This is a genomic window from Cryobacterium fucosi, from assembly GCF_004403515.1.
Classification (GTDB): domain Bacteria; phylum Actinomycetota; class Actinomycetes; order Actinomycetales; family Microbacteriaceae; genus Cryobacterium; species Cryobacterium fucosi.
Window position 1 is genome coordinate 14,217 of sequence record NZ_SOHH01000094.1, and the last position, 18,217, is coordinate 32,433.

Annotated in this window: 25 protein-coding genes; 22 read left to right on the forward strand and 3 right to left on the reverse strand. The window is 66.6% G+C overall.

Annotation, left to right across the window (positions count from 1 at the left end):
- Position 1 precedes the first annotated feature (1 nt).
- The 7 genes from E3T48_RS13585 to E3T48_RS13615 all read left to right on the forward strand — a co-directional run bounded on the left by E3T48_RS13585 (position 2) and on the right by E3T48_RS13615 (position 5,496).
- Positions 2–505, forward strand: coding sequence for a DUF2004 domain-containing protein (locus E3T48_RS13585; protein ID WP_134524579.1), 504 nt, complete (start codon positions 2–4; stop codon positions 503–505).
- A gap of 113 nt (positions 506–618) precedes the next feature.
- Positions 619–2,199, forward strand: a complete 1,581-nt coding sequence (gene ffh, locus E3T48_RS13590) for a signal recognition particle protein (RefSeq protein ID WP_134524580.1) — start codon at positions 619–621, stop codon at positions 2,197–2,199.
- A 47-nt stretch (positions 2,200–2,246) separates the two neighbouring features.
- On the forward strand, positions 2,247–3,038 hold the full coding sequence (locus E3T48_RS13595; protein WP_134524581.1) for an LLM class F420-dependent oxidoreductase: 792 nt from the start codon (positions 2,247–2,249) through the stop codon (positions 3,036–3,038).
- A 42-nt stretch (positions 3,039–3,080) separates the two neighbouring features.
- The gene (locus E3T48_RS13600; protein ID WP_134524582.1) at positions 3,081–3,563 is read left to right on the forward strand and encodes an SRPBCC family protein; all 483 of its coding nucleotides are present in this window, start codon (positions 3,081–3,083) and stop codon (positions 3,561–3,563) included.
- Between the two features lie 267 nt (positions 3,564–3,830).
- The gene (locus tag E3T48_RS13605; RefSeq protein WP_134524583.1) at positions 3,831–4,274 is read left to right on the forward strand and encodes a hypothetical protein; all 444 of its coding nucleotides are present in this window, start codon (positions 3,831–3,833) and stop codon (positions 4,272–4,274) included.
- On the forward strand, positions 4,268–4,528 hold the full coding sequence (locus E3T48_RS13610) for a helix-turn-helix transcriptional regulator (protein WP_134524584.1): 261 nt from the start codon (positions 4,268–4,270) through the stop codon (positions 4,526–4,528). Before E3T48_RS13605 ends, E3T48_RS13610 begins: the two co-directional genes overlap by 7 nt.
- Positions 4,525–5,496 carry an NAD(P)-dependent alcohol dehydrogenase gene (locus E3T48_RS13615; protein WP_134524585.1) on the forward strand — a complete coding sequence of 324 codons (972 nt, stop codon included), beginning with the start codon at positions 4,525–4,527 and terminating at the stop codon, positions 5,494–5,496. Before E3T48_RS13610 ends, E3T48_RS13615 begins: the two co-directional genes overlap by 4 nt.
- Before the next feature lie 29 nt (positions 5,497–5,525).
- On the opposite strand, the gene E3T48_RS13620 is transcribed toward E3T48_RS13615, so the two are convergent.
- On the reverse strand, positions 5,526–6,665 hold the full coding sequence (locus E3T48_RS13620; RefSeq protein WP_134524586.1) for a glutamate--cysteine ligase: 1,140 nt from the start codon (positions 6,663–6,665) through the stop codon (positions 5,526–5,528).
- A gap of 276 nt (positions 6,666–6,941) precedes the next feature.
- On the opposite strand from E3T48_RS13620, the gene rpsP reads away from it, so the two are divergent.
- From rpsP to E3T48_RS13670, 10 genes are all read left to right on the forward strand, one after another.
- Positions 6,942–7,367, forward strand: a complete 426-nt coding sequence (rpsP, locus tag E3T48_RS13625) for a 30S ribosomal protein S16 (protein WP_134524587.1) — start codon at positions 6,942–6,944, stop codon at positions 7,365–7,367.
- 2 nt (positions 7,368–7,369) lie between these two features.
- Entirely contained in the window at positions 7,370–7,606 is a 237-nt protein-coding gene (locus E3T48_RS13630; protein WP_134524588.1) for an RNA-binding protein, read from the forward strand.
- 17 nt (positions 7,607–7,623) lie between these two features.
- Positions 7,624–8,253 (forward strand): ribosome maturation factor RimM, encoded by a 630-nt coding sequence (rimM, locus tag E3T48_RS13635; RefSeq protein ID WP_174844174.1) that lies wholly within the window; start codon positions 7,624–7,626, stop codon positions 8,251–8,253.
- Between the two features lie 121 nt (positions 8,254–8,374).
- Positions 8,375–9,226 carry a formate/nitrite transporter family protein gene (locus E3T48_RS13640; RefSeq protein ID WP_134524589.1) on the forward strand — a complete coding sequence of 284 codons (852 nt, stop codon included), beginning with the start codon at positions 8,375–8,377 and terminating at the stop codon, positions 9,224–9,226.
- 9 nt (positions 9,227–9,235) lie between these two features.
- Positions 9,236–9,967 carry a tRNA (guanosine(37)-N1)-methyltransferase TrmD gene (trmD, locus tag E3T48_RS13645; RefSeq protein WP_134524590.1) on the forward strand — a complete coding sequence of 244 codons (732 nt, stop codon included), beginning with the start codon at positions 9,236–9,238 and terminating at the stop codon, positions 9,965–9,967.
- A gap of 9 nt (positions 9,968–9,976) precedes the next feature.
- Entirely contained in the window at positions 9,977–10,504 is a 528-nt protein-coding gene (locus E3T48_RS13650) for an MFS transporter (protein WP_134524591.1), read from the forward strand.
- A 279-nt stretch (positions 10,505–10,783) separates the two neighbouring features.
- Complete coding sequence (rplS, locus tag E3T48_RS13655; RefSeq protein WP_134524592.1) at positions 10,784–11,128, forward strand: 50S ribosomal protein L19; 345 nt, start codon at positions 10,784–10,786, stop codon at positions 11,126–11,128.
- Positions 11,129–11,204: 76 nt separating this feature from the next.
- The gene (gene lepB / locus E3T48_RS13660; RefSeq protein WP_134524593.1) at positions 11,205–11,951 is read left to right on the forward strand and encodes a signal peptidase I; all 747 of its coding nucleotides are present in this window, start codon (positions 11,205–11,207) and stop codon (positions 11,949–11,951) included.
- Positions 11,952–12,596: a ribonuclease HII gene (locus E3T48_RS13665; protein ID WP_134524594.1), complete on the forward strand. Its 645-nt coding sequence runs from the start codon at positions 11,952–11,954 to the stop codon at positions 12,594–12,596.
- Between the two features lie 12 nt (positions 12,597–12,608).
- Complete coding sequence (locus E3T48_RS13670) at positions 12,609–12,932, forward strand: DUF2469 family protein (protein ID WP_130176401.1); 324 nt, start codon at positions 12,609–12,611, stop codon at positions 12,930–12,932.
- Positions 12,933–13,012: 80 nt separating this feature from the next.
- On the opposite strand, the gene E3T48_RS13675 is transcribed toward E3T48_RS13670, so the two are convergent.
- Positions 13,013–13,453: a nitroreductase family deazaflavin-dependent oxidoreductase gene (locus E3T48_RS13675; RefSeq protein WP_134524595.1), complete on the reverse strand. Its 441-nt coding sequence runs from the start codon at positions 13,451–13,453 to the stop codon at positions 13,013–13,015.
- Between the two features lie 103 nt (positions 13,454–13,556).
- Positions 13,557–13,685 carry a hypothetical protein gene (locus tag E3T48_RS17430; RefSeq protein WP_255455833.1) on the reverse strand — a complete coding sequence of 43 codons (129 nt, stop codon included), beginning with the start codon at positions 13,683–13,685 and terminating at the stop codon, positions 13,557–13,559.
- Positions 13,686–13,873: 188 nt separating this feature from the next.
- Here E3T48_RS17430 and E3T48_RS13680 point away from each other — a divergent pair, with 188 nt between their 5' ends.
- The 5 genes from E3T48_RS13680 to E3T48_RS13700 all read left to right on the forward strand — a co-directional run.
- Positions 13,874–14,776 carry a LysR family transcriptional regulator gene (locus E3T48_RS13680; RefSeq protein ID WP_134524596.1) on the forward strand — a complete coding sequence of 301 codons (903 nt, stop codon included), beginning with the start codon at positions 13,874–13,876 and terminating at the stop codon, positions 14,774–14,776.
- 182 nt (positions 14,777–14,958) lie between these two features.
- Positions 14,959–16,050 carry a dipeptidase gene (locus E3T48_RS13685; protein ID WP_134524597.1) on the forward strand — a complete coding sequence of 364 codons (1,092 nt, stop codon included), beginning with the start codon at positions 14,959–14,961 and terminating at the stop codon, positions 16,048–16,050.
- A gap of 74 nt (positions 16,051–16,124) precedes the next feature.
- Positions 16,125–16,850: an SGNH/GDSL hydrolase family protein gene (locus E3T48_RS13690; protein WP_134524598.1), complete on the forward strand. Its 726-nt coding sequence runs from the start codon at positions 16,125–16,127 to the stop codon at positions 16,848–16,850.
- A gap of 132 nt (positions 16,851–16,982) precedes the next feature.
- The gene (locus tag E3T48_RS13695) at positions 16,983–17,339 is read left to right on the forward strand and encodes a YraN family protein (RefSeq protein ID WP_134524599.1); all 357 of its coding nucleotides are present in this window, start codon (positions 16,983–16,985) and stop codon (positions 17,337–17,339) included.
- A partial coding sequence (locus E3T48_RS13700) for a magnesium chelatase domain-containing protein (protein WP_134524600.1) occupies positions 17,339–18,217 on the forward strand: 879 nt, incomplete at its 3' end. The genes E3T48_RS13695 and E3T48_RS13700, both read left to right, overlap by 1 nt.

An 18,217-nucleotide genomic window follows, 5' to 3' on the forward strand; every position in this document is an offset into this window, starting at 1 on the left:
CATGACCATCGAACACGATTTCTTCGGAATCCTCGGCAGCGACGACGCGGGCGAGGTGTACTGGTCGGACACGGCCGAACTGGGCGACCAGGACGTGCAGATCGACCTGAGTTCGCCTGACGAGGATTCCGTGTCGGTCGAGGCGCTCGACATCGCCGCGGCCATGGTCAATTCGCTTGAGGAGCTGGACTCCCAGGCCCGCGAGTCGCTCGTGGCCGATCTCAGCGCCGAGCGCTCGGTGACGGGCGCCTACATCACGACCGAGCTCGAGGAGATGGACCCGGAGTCGCTCGAAGACGCCCTCATCTGGGACTCCGGCGACAAGCAGATCGACTTCCTCCGTTCGATCCAACTGCAACGGGTGGGCTTCCACCCACATCATTTCCGCAGCGAGGAGCACTTCGCGGTGCTCGAGTACTCGATCAGCCCCGACGAGACCGACGCCCTGCTCGTTGTCACCATCGACGTGCACGGCGACCCGGTGGTCATCTCCGTCGAGCAGTAGCCACCCGAGCGCCTCGGTGGCCCCGCGTGCCCCGACCCGGCAAGGTGATTTCGACAGGCTCAATCACCGGTCGGTGGTCGAGCTTGTCCCGACCCGGTTAAAGTAGAAGCACAATGGCTACTTTTGGAAACCTCTCAGATCGCCTGGCCGAGACGTTCAAGAATCTCCGCACCAAGGGCAAGCTCAGTGCGGCGGATGTCGACGGCACCGTCCGCGAGATTCGTCGCGCCCTTCTCGACGCCGACGTCGCCCTCGACGTCGTCAAGGAGTTCACCGGCAAGGTGCGCGAACGCGCCCTCGGCGACGAGGTCAGCAAGGCGCTAAACCCGGCGCAGCAGGTGGTCCGGATCGTCAACGAGGAGCTTGTCGAGATCCTCGGCGGCCAGCAGCGCCGGCTCGAATTCGCCAAGAAGCCGCCGACCATCATCATGCTCGCCGGGCTCCAGGGCGCGGGCAAGACGACCCTCGCGGGCAAGCTGGCCAAGTGGCTCGCCAAGGACGGTCACACGCCCGTGCTCGTCGCGGCCGACCTCCAGCGTCCCAACGCGGTCACCCAGCTCCAGGTCGTCGGGCAGCAGGCCGGCGTTGCCGTCTTCGCCCCCGAACCGGGCAACGGCGTCGGCAACCCGGTGCAGGTCGCACGCGACGGCGTCAAGTTCGCCCAGCAGAAGATGCACGACGTTGTCATCGTGGACACCGCCGGCCGTCTCGGCGTCGACGCCGACATGATGAAGCAGGCCTCGGACATCCGTGCGGCCATCGGACCCGACGAGGTCCTGTTCGTCATCGACGCGATGATCGGCCAGGACGCCGTCGCCACCGCGAAGGCGTTCCAGGACGGCGTCGACTTCACCGGTGTCGTCCTGACCAAGCTCGACGGCGACGCGCGCGGTGGTGCCGCACTGTCCGTGGCGTCGATCACCGGGCGCCCGATCATGTTCGCGTCGACGGGTGAGAGCCTGGACGACTTCGAACCGTTCCACCCCGACCGGATGGCCAGCCGCATCCTCGACCTCGGCGACATCCTCACCCTGATCGAACAGGCCCAGGGGGCCTTCGACGAGGACGAAGCACGCAAGATGGCGGAGAAGTTCTCCACCGACACGTTCACCCTCGACGACTTCCTCGGCCAGATGCAGCAGCTGCGGAACATGGGTTCGATCAAGAAGATGATGAGCATGCTGCCGGGTGCGGGCGCCATGAAGCAACAGCTCGAGAACTTCGACGAACGTGAGATCGTGCGCACCGAGGCGATCATCCAGTCGATGACGAAGGCCGAACGCACCACCCCTAAGCTGCTGAACGGCTCCCGCCGGCTGCGCATCGCCCGCGGTGCCGGCTCCACCGTGACCGAGGTCAACCAGCTGGTGCAGCGCTTCGAGCAGGCGGCGAAGATGATGAAGACGGTGGCCAAGGGCGGCATGCCCAACATCCCCGGCATGGGTCCGATGGCGGGCGCCGGACTCGGTGGCAACCGCGGCAAGCAGCAGCCCAAGAAGAAGGGCTCGAAGTCGGGTAACCCGGCCAGGCGCGCGGCGGAGAACGCTGCCCTCGCCTCCGGGGAGAAGCCGGCCGGCGCCATCGCAGCCGGCGGAACGGGCTTCGGCCTGGGCGGTGGCAAGCCCGTCGCCGGCAAGACCGGCGGGCCTACCGAAGACGAGATGGCCGCGCTCCAGAAGATGCTCGGGCGGTAACCGCCAGGGCCCGCTCCGAGGTGCGAGGGCCGGTTTAGGATGAGCGCATGACGTCCGCAGCCTCCCGTCCGGTGCGCATCGGTGCGCAACTGGCACCGCAGCACGCCGAGTACGCCACAATCCGGGATGCCGTCGCCCAGGTCGAGGCCATGGGCACCGACGTCGCCTTCAACTGGGACCATTTCTTCCCGCTCGCCGGCGACCCGAATGGCCTCCATTTCGAGTCGTGGACGATCCTGTCCGCCTGGGCTGAGCAGACCTCCACCATCGAGCTCGGGGCGCTGGTCAACTGCAACAGTTACCGTAACCCCGACCTGCAGGCGGACATGGCCCGCACCATCGACCACATCAGCGGCGGCCGATTCATCTTCGGCACCGGCTCGGGCTGGTTCGAACGCGACTACGACGAGTACGGCTACGACTTCGGCACCGTGGGCACGCGGTTGGACGCCCTGGCCGAGGACCTGCCGCGGATCGAGGCGCGGTGGGCCAGTCTCAACCCGCCGCCCACCCGGAAGATCCCCGTGCTCATCGGCGGCGGCGGTGAGAAGAAGACCCTCCGCATCGTCGCGCAGCACGCCGACATCTGGCATTCGTTCTCGAGCCCGGACGTGCTCGAACACAAGCTCGGCGTGTTGGCCGGATGGTGCGACAAGGTCGGCCGAAACCTGGCCGAGATCGAGATATCCACCGAACTCCGCGGTCGCAGCGTGGAAGAGGCCGACCGGCTCTACGACCTCGGTGCGCGGCTGTTCACGCTGGGTCTGTCGGGCCCGCACTACAAACTCGACCGCCTGACCGGCTGGCTCGCCTGGCGGGACGGCAAGAACGCGGTCTGACCGAATCTGCGGATCTGCTGCGATAAGGAAGGAGAAGGAATCATGAGCACCAACCCCGTCACCATCACCGCCGAACCGGGCACGCCGTTCATCGACATCGTGCGCGAGTTCGACGCCCCCGTCGAGCGCGTCTTCGCGGCGCATTCCACCCCGGAGCTCTATTCCCGGTGGATCGGACCGCGAGGCTACGACACGCAGGTCGAGGAGCTCGACATGCGCGCGGGCGGCCGGTACCGCTTCGTGCAGACCGATCCTTCGGGTGACGGCCCCTACGCCTTCAACGGTGTCTTCCACGTCGTCCGCCGGAATGAGTTCAGCATCCAGACCTTCGAGTACGAGGGGTGGCCGGATGTCGTGAGCCTCGAGTCGTATGCGTTCGAGTCGCTGCCGGGCGGCCGTTCGCGGGTCAGCACGCACAGTGTGTTTCCGTCTGTCGAGGCCCGTGACGGCATCGTGTCGGCGGGAATGGAGCGTGGCGTCGTCGAGGGCTACGAGCGTCTCGACGAGTTGCTGATTGATATTTAGACACCACCAAGGTCGATCCAAGGATTTCGACGGGCTCAATCACCGGGGACTGAGCGTGCCCCTCGGTGATCGAGCTTGTCGAGATCATCCACCGGTCTCGACGGGTTCGACCACCGGGTCGACGGGCTCGACCATCGGGCGACCCGGCGAATGAACCAGATTAAGTAAATTATTCTTGACATGGTGTCTACTGAGGCATACATTCATAGTGTCAAGAATTCCTGACATTGCCCAGGCGGCACACCGACGCAACACGAGGGAGCAGGCATGTCGTTCGAAGAGAAGAGCGCGTGGATCATGGGGGTGCTCGCGGTCGGTTCGGGCGCGGTCTATCTGGCAATCGTCCTGCCGCAGGTGGGGACTCGCCCGATTGTCGAGGTGCCGTACATCGCACCCATGCTGTGGTGCATCGGGGCATCGATCGCGCTGTCGATCCTGCTCCACACGATCGTCTCCTCCGTCGCGCGCACGGCATCCGGAAGGAAGGCGGCTCGCGAGAAAGACGAACGAGACCGGGAGATCTATCGCCTCGGCGAGCACGTCGGCCAGTCGTTCCTCGTCATCGGCGGCGTTGCAGCCCTCCTGATGGCAATGATCAGGATGGACCAGTTCTGGATCGCCAACGCGATCTTCCTCGCCTTCGTGCTCTCGGCGGTCCTCGGTTCCACCACCAAGATCGTGGCCTACCGCCGGGGATTCCAAACATGGTGAAGGCCACCCGGGTCACGAATTCCACTCGCCAGCTGCGGTTCACGCACGGCGAAATGACGCAGGCCGAGCTCGCCGAAAGGGTCGGGGTGACCCGGCAGACCGTCATCGCCATCGAACGGGGCCGCTACTCGCCGTCACTCGAGATGGCCTTTCGAATCGCCCGGGTCTTCGAGGTGCCCCTCGAGCAGGTCTTCCACTATCCAGACGACAACTATCCCGACGGCAACTCACAAGGTGATGGAGAGAGAAAATGAAAGCAATCGTGCAGGATGCCTATGGGTCGTCAGCTGTGCTGAGCCTTCGGGACATCGATCGACCCGGCGTCGGCGACAATGACGTGCTCGTGCAGGTGCGGGCCGTCGGCCTCCACATCGGTGACTGGCACCTCATGACGGGCACGCCTTACCTGGTGCGGGCCATGGGGTACGGACTCCGTGCCCCGAAGACGAGGGTGCGGGGAATGGATGTCGCCGGGCGCGTCGAGTCCGTCGGCCGTGACGTGACCCGGTTCAGGCCGGGTGACGAGGTCTTCGGCACCTGCGACGGCGCCCTCGCCGAGTATGCGAGCGCCCGTGTGGACCTGCTCGCGCCCAAGCCGGCGAACCTGTCCTTCGAAGAGGCCGCCGCGGTTCCCACGTCCGCCACCACCGCCCTCCAGGCGCTGCGCGACACCGGGCAGGTCCGGGCGAATCAGAGGGTGCTTGTGATCGGTGCGGGCGGCGGGGTCGGTCTCTACGCGGTGCAGCTGGCCAAGGTCCTCGGGGCCCACGTCACCGGCGTCTGCAGCACGACCAAGCTGGACCTGGTGCGCGGGGTCGGTGCGGACGAGGTCATCGACTACACCCGGGAGGACTTCGCAGCCGCCGGGACGCGCTACGACGTCATCCTCGACACGGTCGGGAACCGTTCCCTCTCCACTCTCCGGAAGGCGCTCACGCCGCGGGGCACGCTCGTGATCGTCGGGGGAGAGGGCGGAGGTCCGTGGCTGGGCATCACGGTGCGGCTGTTCGGGGCATCCGTGGTCTCGCCGTTCGTGAGCCAGAAACTGCGCGGGGTCATCTCGGCCCCACGCCAGGCCGACCTGCTGGCCTTGGGCGAACTCCTGACCGCGGGCGCGATCAGGCCCGTCATCGACCGGGTCTACCCGCTCAGCGAGGCCGCCGAGGCGATCGACCGGCTTGCGGTCGAGCGGCCCAGGGGCAAGATCGTCGTCGCCGTGTGACGGGCGCCGCGTAGCCCGTGCGGCCGGTCTCAGCGCGCGACAAGCCCCGTGCGCAGTTCATCGGCGAGCGACCGCACCACCGCCGGCAGGCTCCCGCCCGCGGCATCCGCCACCCGCAGCTGCCGCTGGTAGCTGGCCCCGGCGTCGAGGATCAGGTTCAGCCCCACGAGCTCCGGCAGGCAGCCCAGGCGCTCGGCCACGGGGGAGAGCACGCCGATCAGCCGCCTCACGTCGTCGATGACGGGGCACTCGGCCCCGGCGGCATCGACGATGACCTCCGCGTCGAGGCCGTACCGCGACGCGCGCCACTTGTTCTCACGCACGAACCACGGCTGCAGCTGCGGCACGGTCTCGCCGGCATCCAGCCGCGTCGACATCCACTCGACCAGGCACTGGATGAAGGCGGCGATCGCCCCCAGCTCCTCCGCCGTTGACACCCCGTCGCAGGCTCGGATCTCGATCGTGCCCCAGCGTGGCGACGGCCGGATGTCCCAGCGCACCTCGGTGACATCGTCGACGATCCCCGTCACGGTCATGTCCTCCACGTAGCGTTCCCACGCGGCCCAGTCCTCCAGGATCCACGGCAGGCCTGCCGTCGGCAGTTGCTGGAACATCTGCGCCCGATTCGAGGCGTAGCCGGTGTTCACGCCCGCCCAGAAGGGACTCGACGCCGACAGCGCCTGCAGGTGCGGCAGGTAGGTGAGCAGCCCGTTCAGGATGGGAATCACCTTGGCGCGGTCCTCGATGCCCACATGCACGTGGATTCCCCAGATCATCATGTTGCGACCCCACCACTGGGTGCGGTCGATCAGGCGGTGGTACCTGGCCTTGTCCGTGACCTCCTGGTCGAACCACTGCCCGAACGGATGCGACCCGCTGCAGATGAGATCGACACCCCTCGCGTCCGTGATCGCGCGCACCTCGCCGACCTGGCCGACGACGTCCGCGACCGCCCCTGCCACCGTAGGGTGCACCCCGGAAACCAGCTCGACCGTGTTGAGCAGCAGTTCGCCGGTGATCTTCGGATGCGGCGAGCCGTCCGTGCCCCGGAGGCCGTCGAGCACCTCGTCGGCGATGGACACGAGGTCGCCGGTATCGCGGTCGACCAGCGCGAGTTCCCATTCGATGCCGATGGTCGACCGCTCGGAGCGGGCAAACTCGATTCCCACGTGGAGCCTTTCGAGGAGGGCGTCACCCGGAACGGGTGCGTCGTGGCACAATCCTGACACTGATTGGGCGTCCGTGGCCACGCCGCGTCGCCCGGGTGTCGGGCCGGTCGCCGATTATCGGAATCGGGACATCGTCTGGCAGAATGGTTAGTCGAGTTCTCTTGCGTTCGACCCTCTATTCAGACGCAGGAAAAAACCACCTTATTGAGCTTGTGCCGAGTGTGCCCCCACGCTCACGGCCGTCAGTTCGCCAAAAATCAAATACACAGGAGAATTGTGGCTGTCAAAATTCGTTTGAAGCGCATGGGTAAGATCCGTGCACCGTACTACCGCATCGTTGTCGCCGACTCGCGTACCAAGCGCGACGGCCGTGTCATCGAAGAAATCGGCATCTACCACCCCACGCAGGAGCCCTCCGTCATCGAGGTCAAGTCCGAGCGTGCGCAGTACTGGCTCGGCGTCGGCGCACAGCCGACCGAGCAGGTTGCCGCTCTCCTCAAGCTGACCGGCGACTGGGGCATCTTCAAGGGTGACAAGAACGCCGTCAGCACCGTGAAGGTCAAGGCAGCCAAGGTTGCTTTCGTCGCCGACGAGAAGAAGAAGCCCGTGCTCAAGCCGAAGGCCGACAAGCCCGTGGCGAAGGAAGAGGCCCCCAAGGAGACCGCGGCTGACACCTCGGCTCCCGAAGAGGACAAGGCGTAGTCTTGCTCGCACCCGCGCTTGAGCACCTCGTCAAGGGGATCGTCGATCACCCGGATGATGTGCACGTTTCAGCCCAGAACTCCCCGCGCGGCGAGGTGCTCGAGGTTCGCGTGAATCCCGAAGACCTCGGCCGCGTGATCGGTCGTTCCGGGCGTACCGCCAAGGCCCTGCGCACCCTTGTGGCCGCGCTGGCCGACGGCAGGCGCGTGCGGGTCGACGTCGTCGACACCGATTTCTGAGAAGCGAGTAGTCGGTAATGAGCTTGGTGAACGACAGCACGCCGCCCCGTAGTCAACTCCGGGTGGGGCGTCTGACGAAGGCGCACGGCCTCAAGGGCGCCATCAAGCTCGAACTGTTCACGGATGACCCGGGACGTCGTTTCGTCCCGGGCGCCGTGTTCACCCTCCAGGTGCCCACGGGGTCGCCCTGGCACGGCAAGACCCTCGAGCTCGTCGAGCTGCGCTGGTACAACCAGCACGCCGTCGGGTTCTTCAAGGATGTTCCCGACCGCGAAGCGGCCGAGGCCCTCGCCAAGGCGATCCTCTGGATCGACCAGGACGACGAGGAACAGCCCGACGAAGAAGACGCCTGGTACGACCACCAGCTCGTCGGACTCTCCGTCGTGCGCGACGGTGAGAAGATCGGCACCATCACCCGGCTCGAGCACCTCCCGGCCCAGGACCTTCTCATCGTGAAGACCCCGGCCGGCGAGGTCATGATCCCCTTCGTGAAGGCCATCGTGCCCTCCGTCGACATCGCGGCGGGCATCGTCACGATCACCCCACCGCCGGGGCTCCTCGAGGAGCTCCCGGAGGAACCGGATGCCGTCGAGCCCGCAGCAGACAAGCCCGCACCTATTTCTTCACCGACCACCGACGGCGCATAGTCGCGTCCTGATCCACCCGGCGCAGAGGCGCGCCGCACCTATCCCCGGGGAGAGGCGCGCCGCGCCCGTCCGACTCCTCAGCTCCTCATGACGCGGCAGACCCTACAAGGAGAACCGCCGCATGTCGTACGTGGAACCGGATCGACTGATCCATGACATCATCCACTCCGGTGTCGATAAATCGAACCTGACCGTTAAGCAGATGTTCGTGCGCGGCACCCTCTCCGGGGCCATCCTGGGTGCAGCCACGACGGTCGCCCTGACGGCGGCGACCCAGACCGGGTTGCCGATCGTCGGGGCCGTGCTTTTCCCCGTCGGCTTTGCCATTATTCTCCTGCTCGGCCTGGAGCTCGTCACCGGAAGCTTCGCCCTTATCCCGCTCGCCGTCATCGAGGGGCGTACGAGCCTCGCCAAATGCGTCAAGAACTTTACGGTCGTGATCCTCGCGCACCTGGTCGGTGCGGGGCTCTACGCGGCCCTCTATGCCTTCGCGATCACCTATGCCGGCACGGAATCGACCGACCCGATGATCCAGGCGATCATCGACATGGCCGAGCACAAGGTCCTGCCGTATGAGGCGGCAGGCGCGGCCGGCATCCTCGTCGCCATCGTCAAGGCCATGCTGTGCAACTGGATGGTCGCGATCGGCACGATCATGTTCTACATCTCGAAGTCCACCGCCGGCAAGATCGTCGCGATGTGGCTACCGGTCACGATCTTCTTCAGCCTTGGCCTCGAGCACGCTGTCGTGAACATGTTCGTCATCCCCGCCGGCATTATTCTCGGGGCCGATATCAGCCTGGGCGAGTGGTGGCTCTGGAACCAGGCCCCCGTGCTCCTGGGCAACCTGCTCGGCGCCGTGCTGTTCACGGCCCTGCCCGTCTATTTCTCCCACCGCACGAAGGTGAACCGGGCCGCCGAGTTCGAATCGGCTGCCTACGCCGCCGAAGAGCCCGTGCTGGTTCGCTCGTAGACTGCTCTCGTGCGCATCGACATCCTCACGATCTTCCCGGAGTTCTTCTCCGTCCTCGACGTCTCCCTGGTCGGGAAGGCGAGGCAGTCGGGGCTGATCGACCTGGGCGTGCACAACCTGCGCGACCACACCCACGACCGGCACAACACGGTCGACGACACCCCCTACGGCGGCGGCGCCGGAATGGTCATGAAGCCGGAGCCGTGGGGCGAGGCACTCGATGAGATCATTGCCTCACTGGGCACGACGGATGCCGGCCCGGTCCTGATCTTCCCGTCGCCGGCCGGAGAGCTCTTCACCCAGAAGACGGCCCGCGAGCTAGCCGGGGAGCCGAATCTGGTCTTCGGCTGCGGGCGCTACGAGGGCATCGACCAACGCGTCTTCGACCACTACGCCGCCACGGGAAGGGTGCGCCTGATCAGCCTCGGCGACTATGTGCTCAACGGGGGAGAGGTCGCCGTGATGGCCATGATCGAGGCCATCGGGCGGCTGATCCCCGGCGTCGTCGGGAACCCGGAGAGCCTCGTGGAGGAATCGCACGAGGACGGCCTGCTGGAATACCCGAGCTACACCAAACCGCCCAGCTGGCGCGGCCACGACGTTCCGCCCGTGCTACGCAGCGGAAACCACGGGGCGATCGCCGCGTGGCGCCGCGAGCAGCAGCTCGAGCGCACCAGTCGAGTGCGCCCCGACCTTCTGCCCCCAGCGAACTCCGAGGCAGGCGCAAAACCGGGCGAGTAGTCTGATCTCGTGTTCGTACGCAGATTCTTCTACTACTGGCAGTTCATCGCCGTCGTCGTGCTGCCCGCATGGCTTATGGTCGGCGCGTCGGTCTTCGGCGCGAGCGGCTGGATGGTGCTCGGCAGTTTCTTCGGCGGTGTCATCCTCGGGATCGGCCTTCTGCTGGTCGCCCTGCTGATCTACGCCCGCAAGGACGTGCGCGCCCTCCGGGCGGTGTCCTGGGCGGATGTCGGCGTGCTCGCGCTCTGGCACGCCCTGGTCGTGGCCCTCGGCTTCACCGCTTCGTCCGCCGGTCTTCCCCTGCTCGTCGTGGCCGCAGGCCTTGCCGCGTTCTGGTTCGTCATCTGGGAGTTCTACAGCGCGGCCCGGGCGAGGATGCGGGAGATGCTCGTCGTGATCGACGAGACCGCCCGGTTCGGTTCGATGCCCGCCGGCGGTGCCCAGGGTTCAGCCCCGGGTTCGCCGAAGCCTCCGCGCTTTGACAGCACGGCCGATCCCGCGGTGATCGTGATCCACGAGAAGCCCACCGAACAGTAGGGGGCACCGGGTCTCGACAAGCTCGACCACCGGGGCTGCTCGACCACCGGGGCTGCTCGACCACCGGGGCTGCTCGACCACCGGGGCTGCGGTCGCTTTTGCGGCGCGCACCGCTTTCATGACATAATCAGCGTTTGTGCCGTCGCAAGCCTCTGCCACAGGGGAGCTGCAACGTATCGGCACGAACTTACTCAGTCGGTTGCCGACGCGGGTCGCTCACAGCGGGTCGCGCGACACAAATCGTAGTCGTCCTGTGGCGGATACAGAGAGCGAAACACTATGCATATTCTCGACCAGGTGGATGCACCATCACTCCGGACGGACATCCCGGCCTTCCGCGCCGGCGATACCGTCAAGGTCCACGTCAACATCGTTGAGGGCGCCCGCGCTCGTGTCCAGGTCTTCCAGGGAGTCGTCATCGGCCGCTCCGGCGAAGGCGTGCGCGAGACGTTCTGCGTTCGCAAGGTCAGCTTCCAGGTCGGCGTCGAGCGTACCTTCCCGGTGCACTCCCCGGTGATCGACCACATCGAGGTCATCACCCGCGGTGATGTGCGTCGCGCGAAGCTGTACTACCTGCGCAACCTGCGCGGCAAGAAGGCCAAGATCAAAGAGAAGCGCGACTAACGGTCGACTCTCAGCAGTCGCTGGATTTCCCCTGAGCTCCTCACCCTTACACTGGGTCAGGAGCTCAGGCGGTTTAATGACAGACAATTCTCTGCCCACGCGATCAGATCGCCTGGAATCAGAAACGAAGCGCACGAAGCGCGGCGTTGCAATCTTCCTTCGCGACCTCCTGGTCATTTTCGTGGTGGCGCTGCTCATTTCGTTCCTGATCAAGACGTTCCTGATCCGCTCGTTCTACATCCCCTCCGGGTCGATGGAGACGACGCTGCTGGTCAACGACCGGATCATCGTGAATCAACTGGAGCCCGGGCTCATCCCGATCACCCGGGGTGACGTCGTCGTGTTCCGCGATCCGGGCGGCTGGCTCCTGCCGCAGGCTCCCGTGCAGCAGAACCCGATCGTGGCCGGCGTCGACTGGGTGCTCTCCGTGGTCGGCCTCTCTGCCCCGGACAGCAACGACCACCTGATCAAGCGCGTCATCGGGCTGCCCGGCGACCATATCGTCTGCTGCAACGCCCTCGGCCAGATGAGCGTCAACGACATTCCGCTCTCCGAACCGTATGTGCAGCTTCCGGCCGGGGAGACGAAGGTGTCCAAGGATGCCTTCGACGTGGTCGTGCCTGCGAAATCCCTCTGGGTGATGGGGGACAACCGGTATAACTCGAAGGATTCCCGGTACAACGGTGATGCGCCGGGCAAGGGTTTCGTGCCGATCGACAACGTCGTCGGTCGTGCCCTCGTGATCAGCTGGCCGCTGGCACGGTGGACCTGGCTGGACGACTACCCAGAGGTGTTCCGCGGGGTCGCCGAGGCGACCGGGTAGATGGCCGTCATCGACCCGACGCTCGATGTCGAGCGCGCCATGCTTGCCGCCGGCGCGAGTTGCGTGATCGGCTGCGACGAGGTCGGTCGCGGGGCGCTGGCCGGACCGGTCGGGGTCGGCCTCGCCGTCGTCAACGCCGCGGCCGCTGCCATCCCGGACGGGCTGCGGGACTCCAAGATGCTCAGCGAGCCCAGGCGCGAGGCGCTGGCGCCCCTCGCCGTCGCCTGGGCGCTGCACTCGGCCGTCGGCCTGGCCTCCGCCGCCGAGGTCGATGAGCTCGGCATCATCGCCTGCCTCGGCCTCGCCGGAAAGCGCGCCCTGGCGCGGCTGCACGCGGACGGGGTGGACATCGCGGGCGGAGTGGTGCTGCTCGACGGCAAGGACGACTGGCTGAACAAGGCACTGCACACCCCGCTCAACGTTGTCACCCGGGTGCGGGCCGACCAGGAGTGCGGCTCGGTGGCCGCGGCATCCGTGATCGCCAAGGTGCACCGCGACCGGCTCATGATCGAGGCGGATGCCCGGAACCCCGGCTACGGCTGGGCCGGGAACAAGGGCTACGGGAGTGCGGCCCACCTGGCAGCGATTGCCAGGCTCGGCCCGACCGGGTTGCACCGCAAATCGTGGCTCAGGATCACAGCGTAGGATTGAAACACCATGGAAGAAGAAGAGTTCGAGGACTACGACCGCGAGGTCGAGTTGGCCCTGTACCGAGAGTACCGAGACGTTGTCGGGCAGTTCCAGTACGTCGTCGAGACCGAGCGACGCTTCTATCTCGCCAACGAAGTGGAGTTGGTGCGCCGTGACACGGAGCACGACTTCTACTTCGAACTGACCATGAAGGACGTCTGGGTCTGGGACGTCTACCGCTCCGACCGGTTCGTGAAGTCGGTGCGCGTGCTGACGTTCAAGGACGTCAACGTGGAGGAACTCGCCTCCAAGGAGTTCGAACTTCCCAAGGAACTCGCGCTCGACGAGTAGCTCCACCACATCGACCGGCCCGAGGTCGTCTTCAGCGAATTCCTCGGTTCGCGCCGGACCGGGATCGGCGGCGACGCGAGCTAACGGGGCTCGCAGATGACCACGGGGATGTCCCGGCTGGTCTTCCGCTGGTAGCCGTCGTAACCCTTGTAGGCGGCGACGATCTGCGGCCACAACTCGGCCTTCTCCTCCGGGCTCGCCGTGCGGGCGCGCATCGGCAGGGTGATGCCGTACACGGTGAGCTCCACCTCGGGGTTCGCGACAAGGTTGAGATACCACTGCGGGTTGCGGTCGTCGCCGCCCTTCGACGCGATCAGCACATAGCGGTGCCGCTCGTGCACTGGCGCGGTGAGCATCGTAGCCCGGCGCTTGCCGCTCGACCGGCCGATGGTGTGCAGTTCGACCGCCGGCATCGACCCGAAGGAGGCGAGGACCCGCCCGCCGGACAGCGTGTACACGGCCCGGTGGAGCACGTTCATCGTCTTCATCTGCAGGTCGACCAGTTCGTTGCGCAATCCCATGGTTCCAGATTACGAGTGCGCTCGCGGCGGTGAGACCATGCCCGGCATCCGGTGAAGACGAGTTCGCGGTGGTCAGTCCACTCATCTGAGATCGGAGATCCGTCTACGTGCTGTCCCAACGCTCTGGCGCCGAGCCCGCACGCGTGGGGACCGGCCTGTAGCCGTCTCGCGCGACGACTCCGATGGTGCCCCCGACGCCGGCAATGGCGAGCACCGCGAGAAGGATGATCATGGCCATGGTGAGCCTTTCTGAGAGGAGATGCGGGGTGTGTGCCTTCAGGGTCGCAGCCGCAACCACATATCACTAGTTAACTTTTATTGCGCTAAGATGAATCATTGATTCATTGATTCATTGATTCATTGATTCATTGATTCATTGATTCATTGATTCATTGATTCACTGATTCAAGGGACCCGGTCGTGGACATCGTTCGATTGAACCTGCTGAGCGAGTTCGACGAACGCGGCAGCATCACCGAGGTAGCGCGCGCGACACGGCAGACGGTCTCGGGGGTCTCGCAGCAACTTCGGCGCCTCGAAGCCGAAGCCGGTCTGCCTCTGACCGAAAAAGTCGGGCGCGGTCTTGTGCTGACGGATGCCGGCCGCGCGCTGGCGAAGACAGCACGCCAGATGGCGGTTGCGATGGCCCGCGCCGAAGCGGAGTGGGATTCGTTCCGCAATACCCCGACAGGCTCCGTCACTCTTGCAACATTCCCAACCGGTGGCCAGATGTTTCTGCCCGGACTCCTCGACCGCGTCGAGGCGGCCGGCGGGCTCACCCTGCACTGTTCAGATCGTGACCCACACTCGGACGGGTTCCTGCTGCTTGCGGCGGATTTTGACATCGTGTTGGCGCACGCGATGCAACTGCCACGAAGCAGCCCGAGCATCATCGTGGTACCCGTCATGGTCGAACCGCTCGATATTGCCCTGGCCAGCACGCACCGACTCGCCGATCGCGACTATCTTGTGCCGCATGATCTCATCGGTGAGCGGTGGATCGGAAACCCCTGGGGCTACCCGTTCGAGTCATGGCTGAACAGTGTTTTCGCGACTCAGGGAGCGCCAATCAACGTCGTGCAACGGTTCGCCGATACACGGATCTCTGAGGCGCTGGTTGCCGCAGGCAAAGGTATTGCAGGACTGCCGAGGTACACCGCAGCCGAGTCGTATCGCGGCCGCATCGTTCTGAAGCCATTGCGCGGCGGTGAGACCCATCGCCACATCTTCATATTGATGCGGCCCGATCGAGCAGAGCGTCTGGCCGTGAGAAGAATTGTGAGTTTCATCCTCGACGAAGCGCAAACGATCAGCGACGACTGAGCAGACGATGACTCTCGACGAGTTGCCGCCCAACTCTTCTCAGGCAGATCGTGATGAACAGCCAGCAGATACGTGCCGGGCGTGTTCGGGGTGTGAGCGTCTCTGTCGAAGTTGCGCAGAATTGAGCGGTAGAGATCATGCGTGGCGCTAGCGTGGTGCCATGGATGCAGTCGAGATCTGCGATGAGCGACGATAGTGCTGACGCCGCCTCGGTCGTCGTGGAACAGGCCCTCGGTTTGGCCCCGATCATCGACGGCCACAATGACTGGGCCTGGGTCTGCCGCGAGGAACGCGACTACTCGGTCGAGGGCCTCGAACAGGGGCTCGCAACCGACACGGACATCTCCCGCCTCCGCGCCGGCCGGGTCGGCGCGCAGTTCTGGTCGGTCTACGTCAGCGACGACCACGAGGGCGCCGACGCCGTGCAGGGCACGCTCGAACAGATCGACTGGGTCTACCGGCTCGCGGCCCGCTACCCGGAGGTGTTCGTCATAGCGCGGAGCGCGGCCGATGTGGAGGCCGCCCGGGGTGAGGGCCTGATCGCATCCCTGCTCGGTGCGGAGGGGGCGCACAGCCTGAACGACTCGCCGGCCGTGCTGCGGATGTTCGCCCGGCTGGGCGTGCGCTACCTCACCCTGACCCACGTGCACAACACCACCTGGGCCGATTCGGGCACCGACGATCCCGCCCACGGCGGCCTCACCGCCCGCGGGGTGGAGTACATCCGGGAGCTGAACCGGCTCGGGATGCTGGTCGACCTGTCCCACGTGTCGCCCGCCACGGCTCACGCGGCCCTCGACGTGACCGATTCGCCGGTGATCTTCAGCCACAGCTGCGTCACCGGCGTCGCCGACCATCCCCGGAACGTTCCGGACGATGTGCTCCGCCGGCTCGCCGTCAACGACGGCGTGGTCATGCTCACCTTCGTGCCGCAATTCCTCACCACCGAGTACTCGGCCTGGTTCGACGGGGCCAGGGACACTGCGGCGCCGCCCGTGTCGATCGCACAGGTCGCGGACCACATCGAGCACGCCCGCCTGGTCGCCGGCATCCGCCACATCGGCCTCGGCGGCGACTTCGACGGCACGGATGAGTTCCCGTCCGGTCTCGAGGGCGTCGACGGCTACCCGGCCCTGCTGGCCGAGCTCGCGGGGCGCGGCTGGTCGGCAGAGGAGCTCGCGGCCCTGGCCGGCGGCAACATCCTGCGCGTGCTGGGCGCCACGGATGCGGCCTTCGCCTCCGCCGGCGCCGGGATCCCGCTCCTCGTGCGCTGAGGCCGCCCGCCCGGGGGTAGCCTCGAGCGAGGGCGCGACCAATCCGGAAGGGCCATCCCTGCCGAATGAGAGTCATGACCCTGCGCCGACGTATCGCCCTCCTGACGGTGATCGGCGCGCTGTGCGCCGGGACCATCGTCGTTGTCGCCGGGGTGCTCGGCGGGGCGACCGGAACGGGAGGCGCGAGCGTCGCCGACTCGACGGCAGGATCGACTGCCGCGGGATCGCACGCCGCCGGTTCGACCGTCGTCGCGTTCTACGGCGACTCCTACACGCGCGGCACCGGGGCATCGACCCGGGCCGCCCGCTGGTCGAGCATCGTGTCGGCCGAACGCGGCTGGACCGAGGTCAACCCGAGCACCAACGGCCTCGGCTTCGTGAACAACCGGGCGAGCCTGCCCGGTCCCGACCTCATCGACCGGGTGATCGCGGCCAGGCCCGACATCGTGATCAGCACCATGGGGTTGAACGACAACTTCGTGATGCCCGGCCGCGCCGACGACGTGCGGGCCGCGATCGACAAGGACTTCACGACGCTGAAGAAGGCCCTGCCCCACGCCCGCTTCATCATCGTCGAACCGTTCTGGTACACCGACGAGCGGCCCGAATCCGTGGAGCGCATCATCGGCTGGGTCAGGGACGCGGCCGACGCCATCGACGCCGACTACATCCCGGGAGCCTCGCACTGGATCGACGGGCATCCGGATTGGAAGGCCCCGGACGACCTCCATCCCAACGACGTCGGCTACCGGGAGATCGCGGTGCGGATGGACGCCGAGCTGGCGAAACTGGGACTCTGACCCGACGCGGAGAACCGGCGGCCGCCCGCCAGCTGGTTCTCAACAGGGCAGGGTTTGTCCCCGGGGCGCACCGATCCGGGCACGTGCCGGGACCATGGCCTGCCGTCGGGCACGCTGGTCCCGGAGGCACTCGTGGCAGACAAAGACGACCTGGGCAGGCGCGGCGAAGACTGCGCCGCCGGGTTCCTCGTCGCGGCCGGCTACCGGGTCATCGCCCGCAACTGGCGGTGTGACAGGGGCGAAATCGACCTCATCGTCGAGCAGGGAGGCGAAGTCGCGTTCGTGGAGGTGAAGACGCGGTCGGGAACGGGCTTCGGGCATCCGTTCGAGGCGATCACGGTGCAGAAGCTCGCCCGCCTGCGCCGGCTGGCCGCGGCCTGGTGCGACCAGTCGGAGACCAGGCCGGCGCGCATCCGGATCGACGCGGTCGCGGTCATCCTCCGGCCGGGGGACGATCCGGTGATCGAGCACCTGGTGGGGGTGTTCTGATGGCGCTCGCGCGAACGCACGCGGTGGCGCTTCTCGGGCTCACCGGGGCCCTGGTCGAGGTGGAGGCCGATATCTCGGGCCAGCTGCCCGGCATCGTGCTGATCGGCCTGCCCGATGCGGCATTGTCGGAGGCCACCGAACGGGTGCGGGCCGCCGCGAAGAACTCGGGTTGTCCGCTCACCCGCAACAAGCTCACCATCAACCTGTCGCCCGCGGCCCTGCCCAAGCACGGATCCGGCTTCGACCTGGCGATCGCGCTGGCCTGCCTCGCCGCCGATGACGCGGTGTCCGCAGAGTCGGTCGAATCGGTGGTGCACATCGGCGAGCTTGCCCTGGACGGCCGTCTGCGCCCGACGTCCGGCATGCTCCCCGCGGTGATCGCGGCCGCCCGGCTCGGCCACACCACCGTCATGGTCCCCGCCGGCAACGCTGCGGAGGCCGCCCTCGTGCCGGGGGTACGGGTCATCGGGGTCGCCTCCCTCAGGGATGCCGCCATCTGGCATGGTTCCCGGCTCGAACCGATTCAGGTCGACGCCATCCAGGCGCCCGGCGACGGCAGCGTCGACACCGTCGAACCGGAGCTGGCCGACGTGATCGGAAACGACGACGCCATCCTTGCGCTGCAGATCGCGGCGGCCGGCGGCCACCACCTCTTCATGGTCGGTCCGCCCGGTGCGGGCAAGACAATGCTGGCGGCTCGGCTGCCCGGTCTCCTCCCCGATCTTGACCCGGAGGCCTCCCTCGAGGTCAGTTCGATGCGCTCCCTCAGCGGTCGCGGGGTCGGCCGCGCCCTGGCGACCCGGCCGCCGCTCGAGGCGCCGCACCACACCGCCACCGCCGCGGCCATGGTGGGCGGGGGCAGTGGCCGCATCCGCCCC

Bases quoted from the DNA above. Each gene is read 5' to 3' on its own strand.
- E3T48_RS13585 (WP_134524579.1), top strand. From the start codon at position 2: ATGACCATCGAACACGATTTCTTCGGAATCCTCGGCAGCGACGACGCG.
- ffh (WP_134524580.1), top strand. From the start codon at position 619: ATGGCTACTTTTGGAAACCTCTCAGATCGCCTGGCCGAGACGTTCAAG.
- E3T48_RS13595 (WP_134524581.1), top strand. From the start codon at position 2,247: ATGACGTCCGCAGCCTCCCGTCCGGTGCGCATCGGTGCGCAACTGGCA.
- E3T48_RS13600 (WP_134524582.1), top strand. From the start codon at position 3,081: ATGAGCACCAACCCCGTCACCATCACCGCCGAACCGGGCACGCCGTTC.
- E3T48_RS13605 (WP_134524583.1), top strand. From the start codon at position 3,831: ATGTCGTTCGAAGAGAAGAGCGCGTGGATCATGGGGGTGCTCGCGGTC.
- E3T48_RS13610 (WP_134524584.1), top strand. From the start codon at position 4,268: ATGGTGAAGGCCACCCGGGTCACGAATTCCACTCGCCAGCTGCGGTTC.
- E3T48_RS13615 (WP_134524585.1), top strand. From the start codon at position 4,525: ATGAAAGCAATCGTGCAGGATGCCTATGGGTCGTCAGCTGTGCTGAGC.
- rimM (WP_174844174.1), top strand. From the start codon at position 7,624: ATGAGCTTGGTGAACGACAGCACGCCGCCCCGTAGTCAACTCCGGGTG.
- E3T48_RS13640 (WP_134524589.1), top strand. From the start codon at position 8,375: ATGTCGTACGTGGAACCGGATCGACTGATCCATGACATCATCCACTCC.
- rplS (WP_134524592.1), top strand. From the start codon at position 10,784: ATGCATATTCTCGACCAGGTGGATGCACCATCACTCCGGACGGACATC.
- lepB (WP_134524593.1), top strand. From the start codon at position 11,205: ATGACAGACAATTCTCTGCCCACGCGATCAGATCGCCTGGAATCAGAA.
- E3T48_RS13665 (WP_134524594.1), top strand. From the start codon at position 11,952: ATGGCCGTCATCGACCCGACGCTCGATGTCGAGCGCGCCATGCTTGCC.
- E3T48_RS13670 (WP_130176401.1), top strand. From the start codon at position 12,609: ATGGAAGAAGAAGAGTTCGAGGACTACGACCGCGAGGTCGAGTTGGCC.
- E3T48_RS13675 (WP_134524595.1), bottom strand. From the start codon at position 13,453: ATGGGATTGCGCAACGAACTGGTCGACCTGCAGATGAAGACGATGAAC.
- E3T48_RS17430 (WP_255455833.1), bottom strand. From the start codon at position 13,685: ATGATCATCCTTCTCGCGGTGCTCGCCATTGCCGGCGTCGGGGGCACC.
- E3T48_RS13685 (WP_134524597.1), top strand. From the start codon at position 14,959: ATGAGCGACGATAGTGCTGACGCCGCCTCGGTCGTCGTGGAACAGGCC.
- E3T48_RS13690 (WP_134524598.1), top strand. From the start codon at position 16,125: ATGACCCTGCGCCGACGTATCGCCCTCCTGACGGTGATCGGCGCGCTG.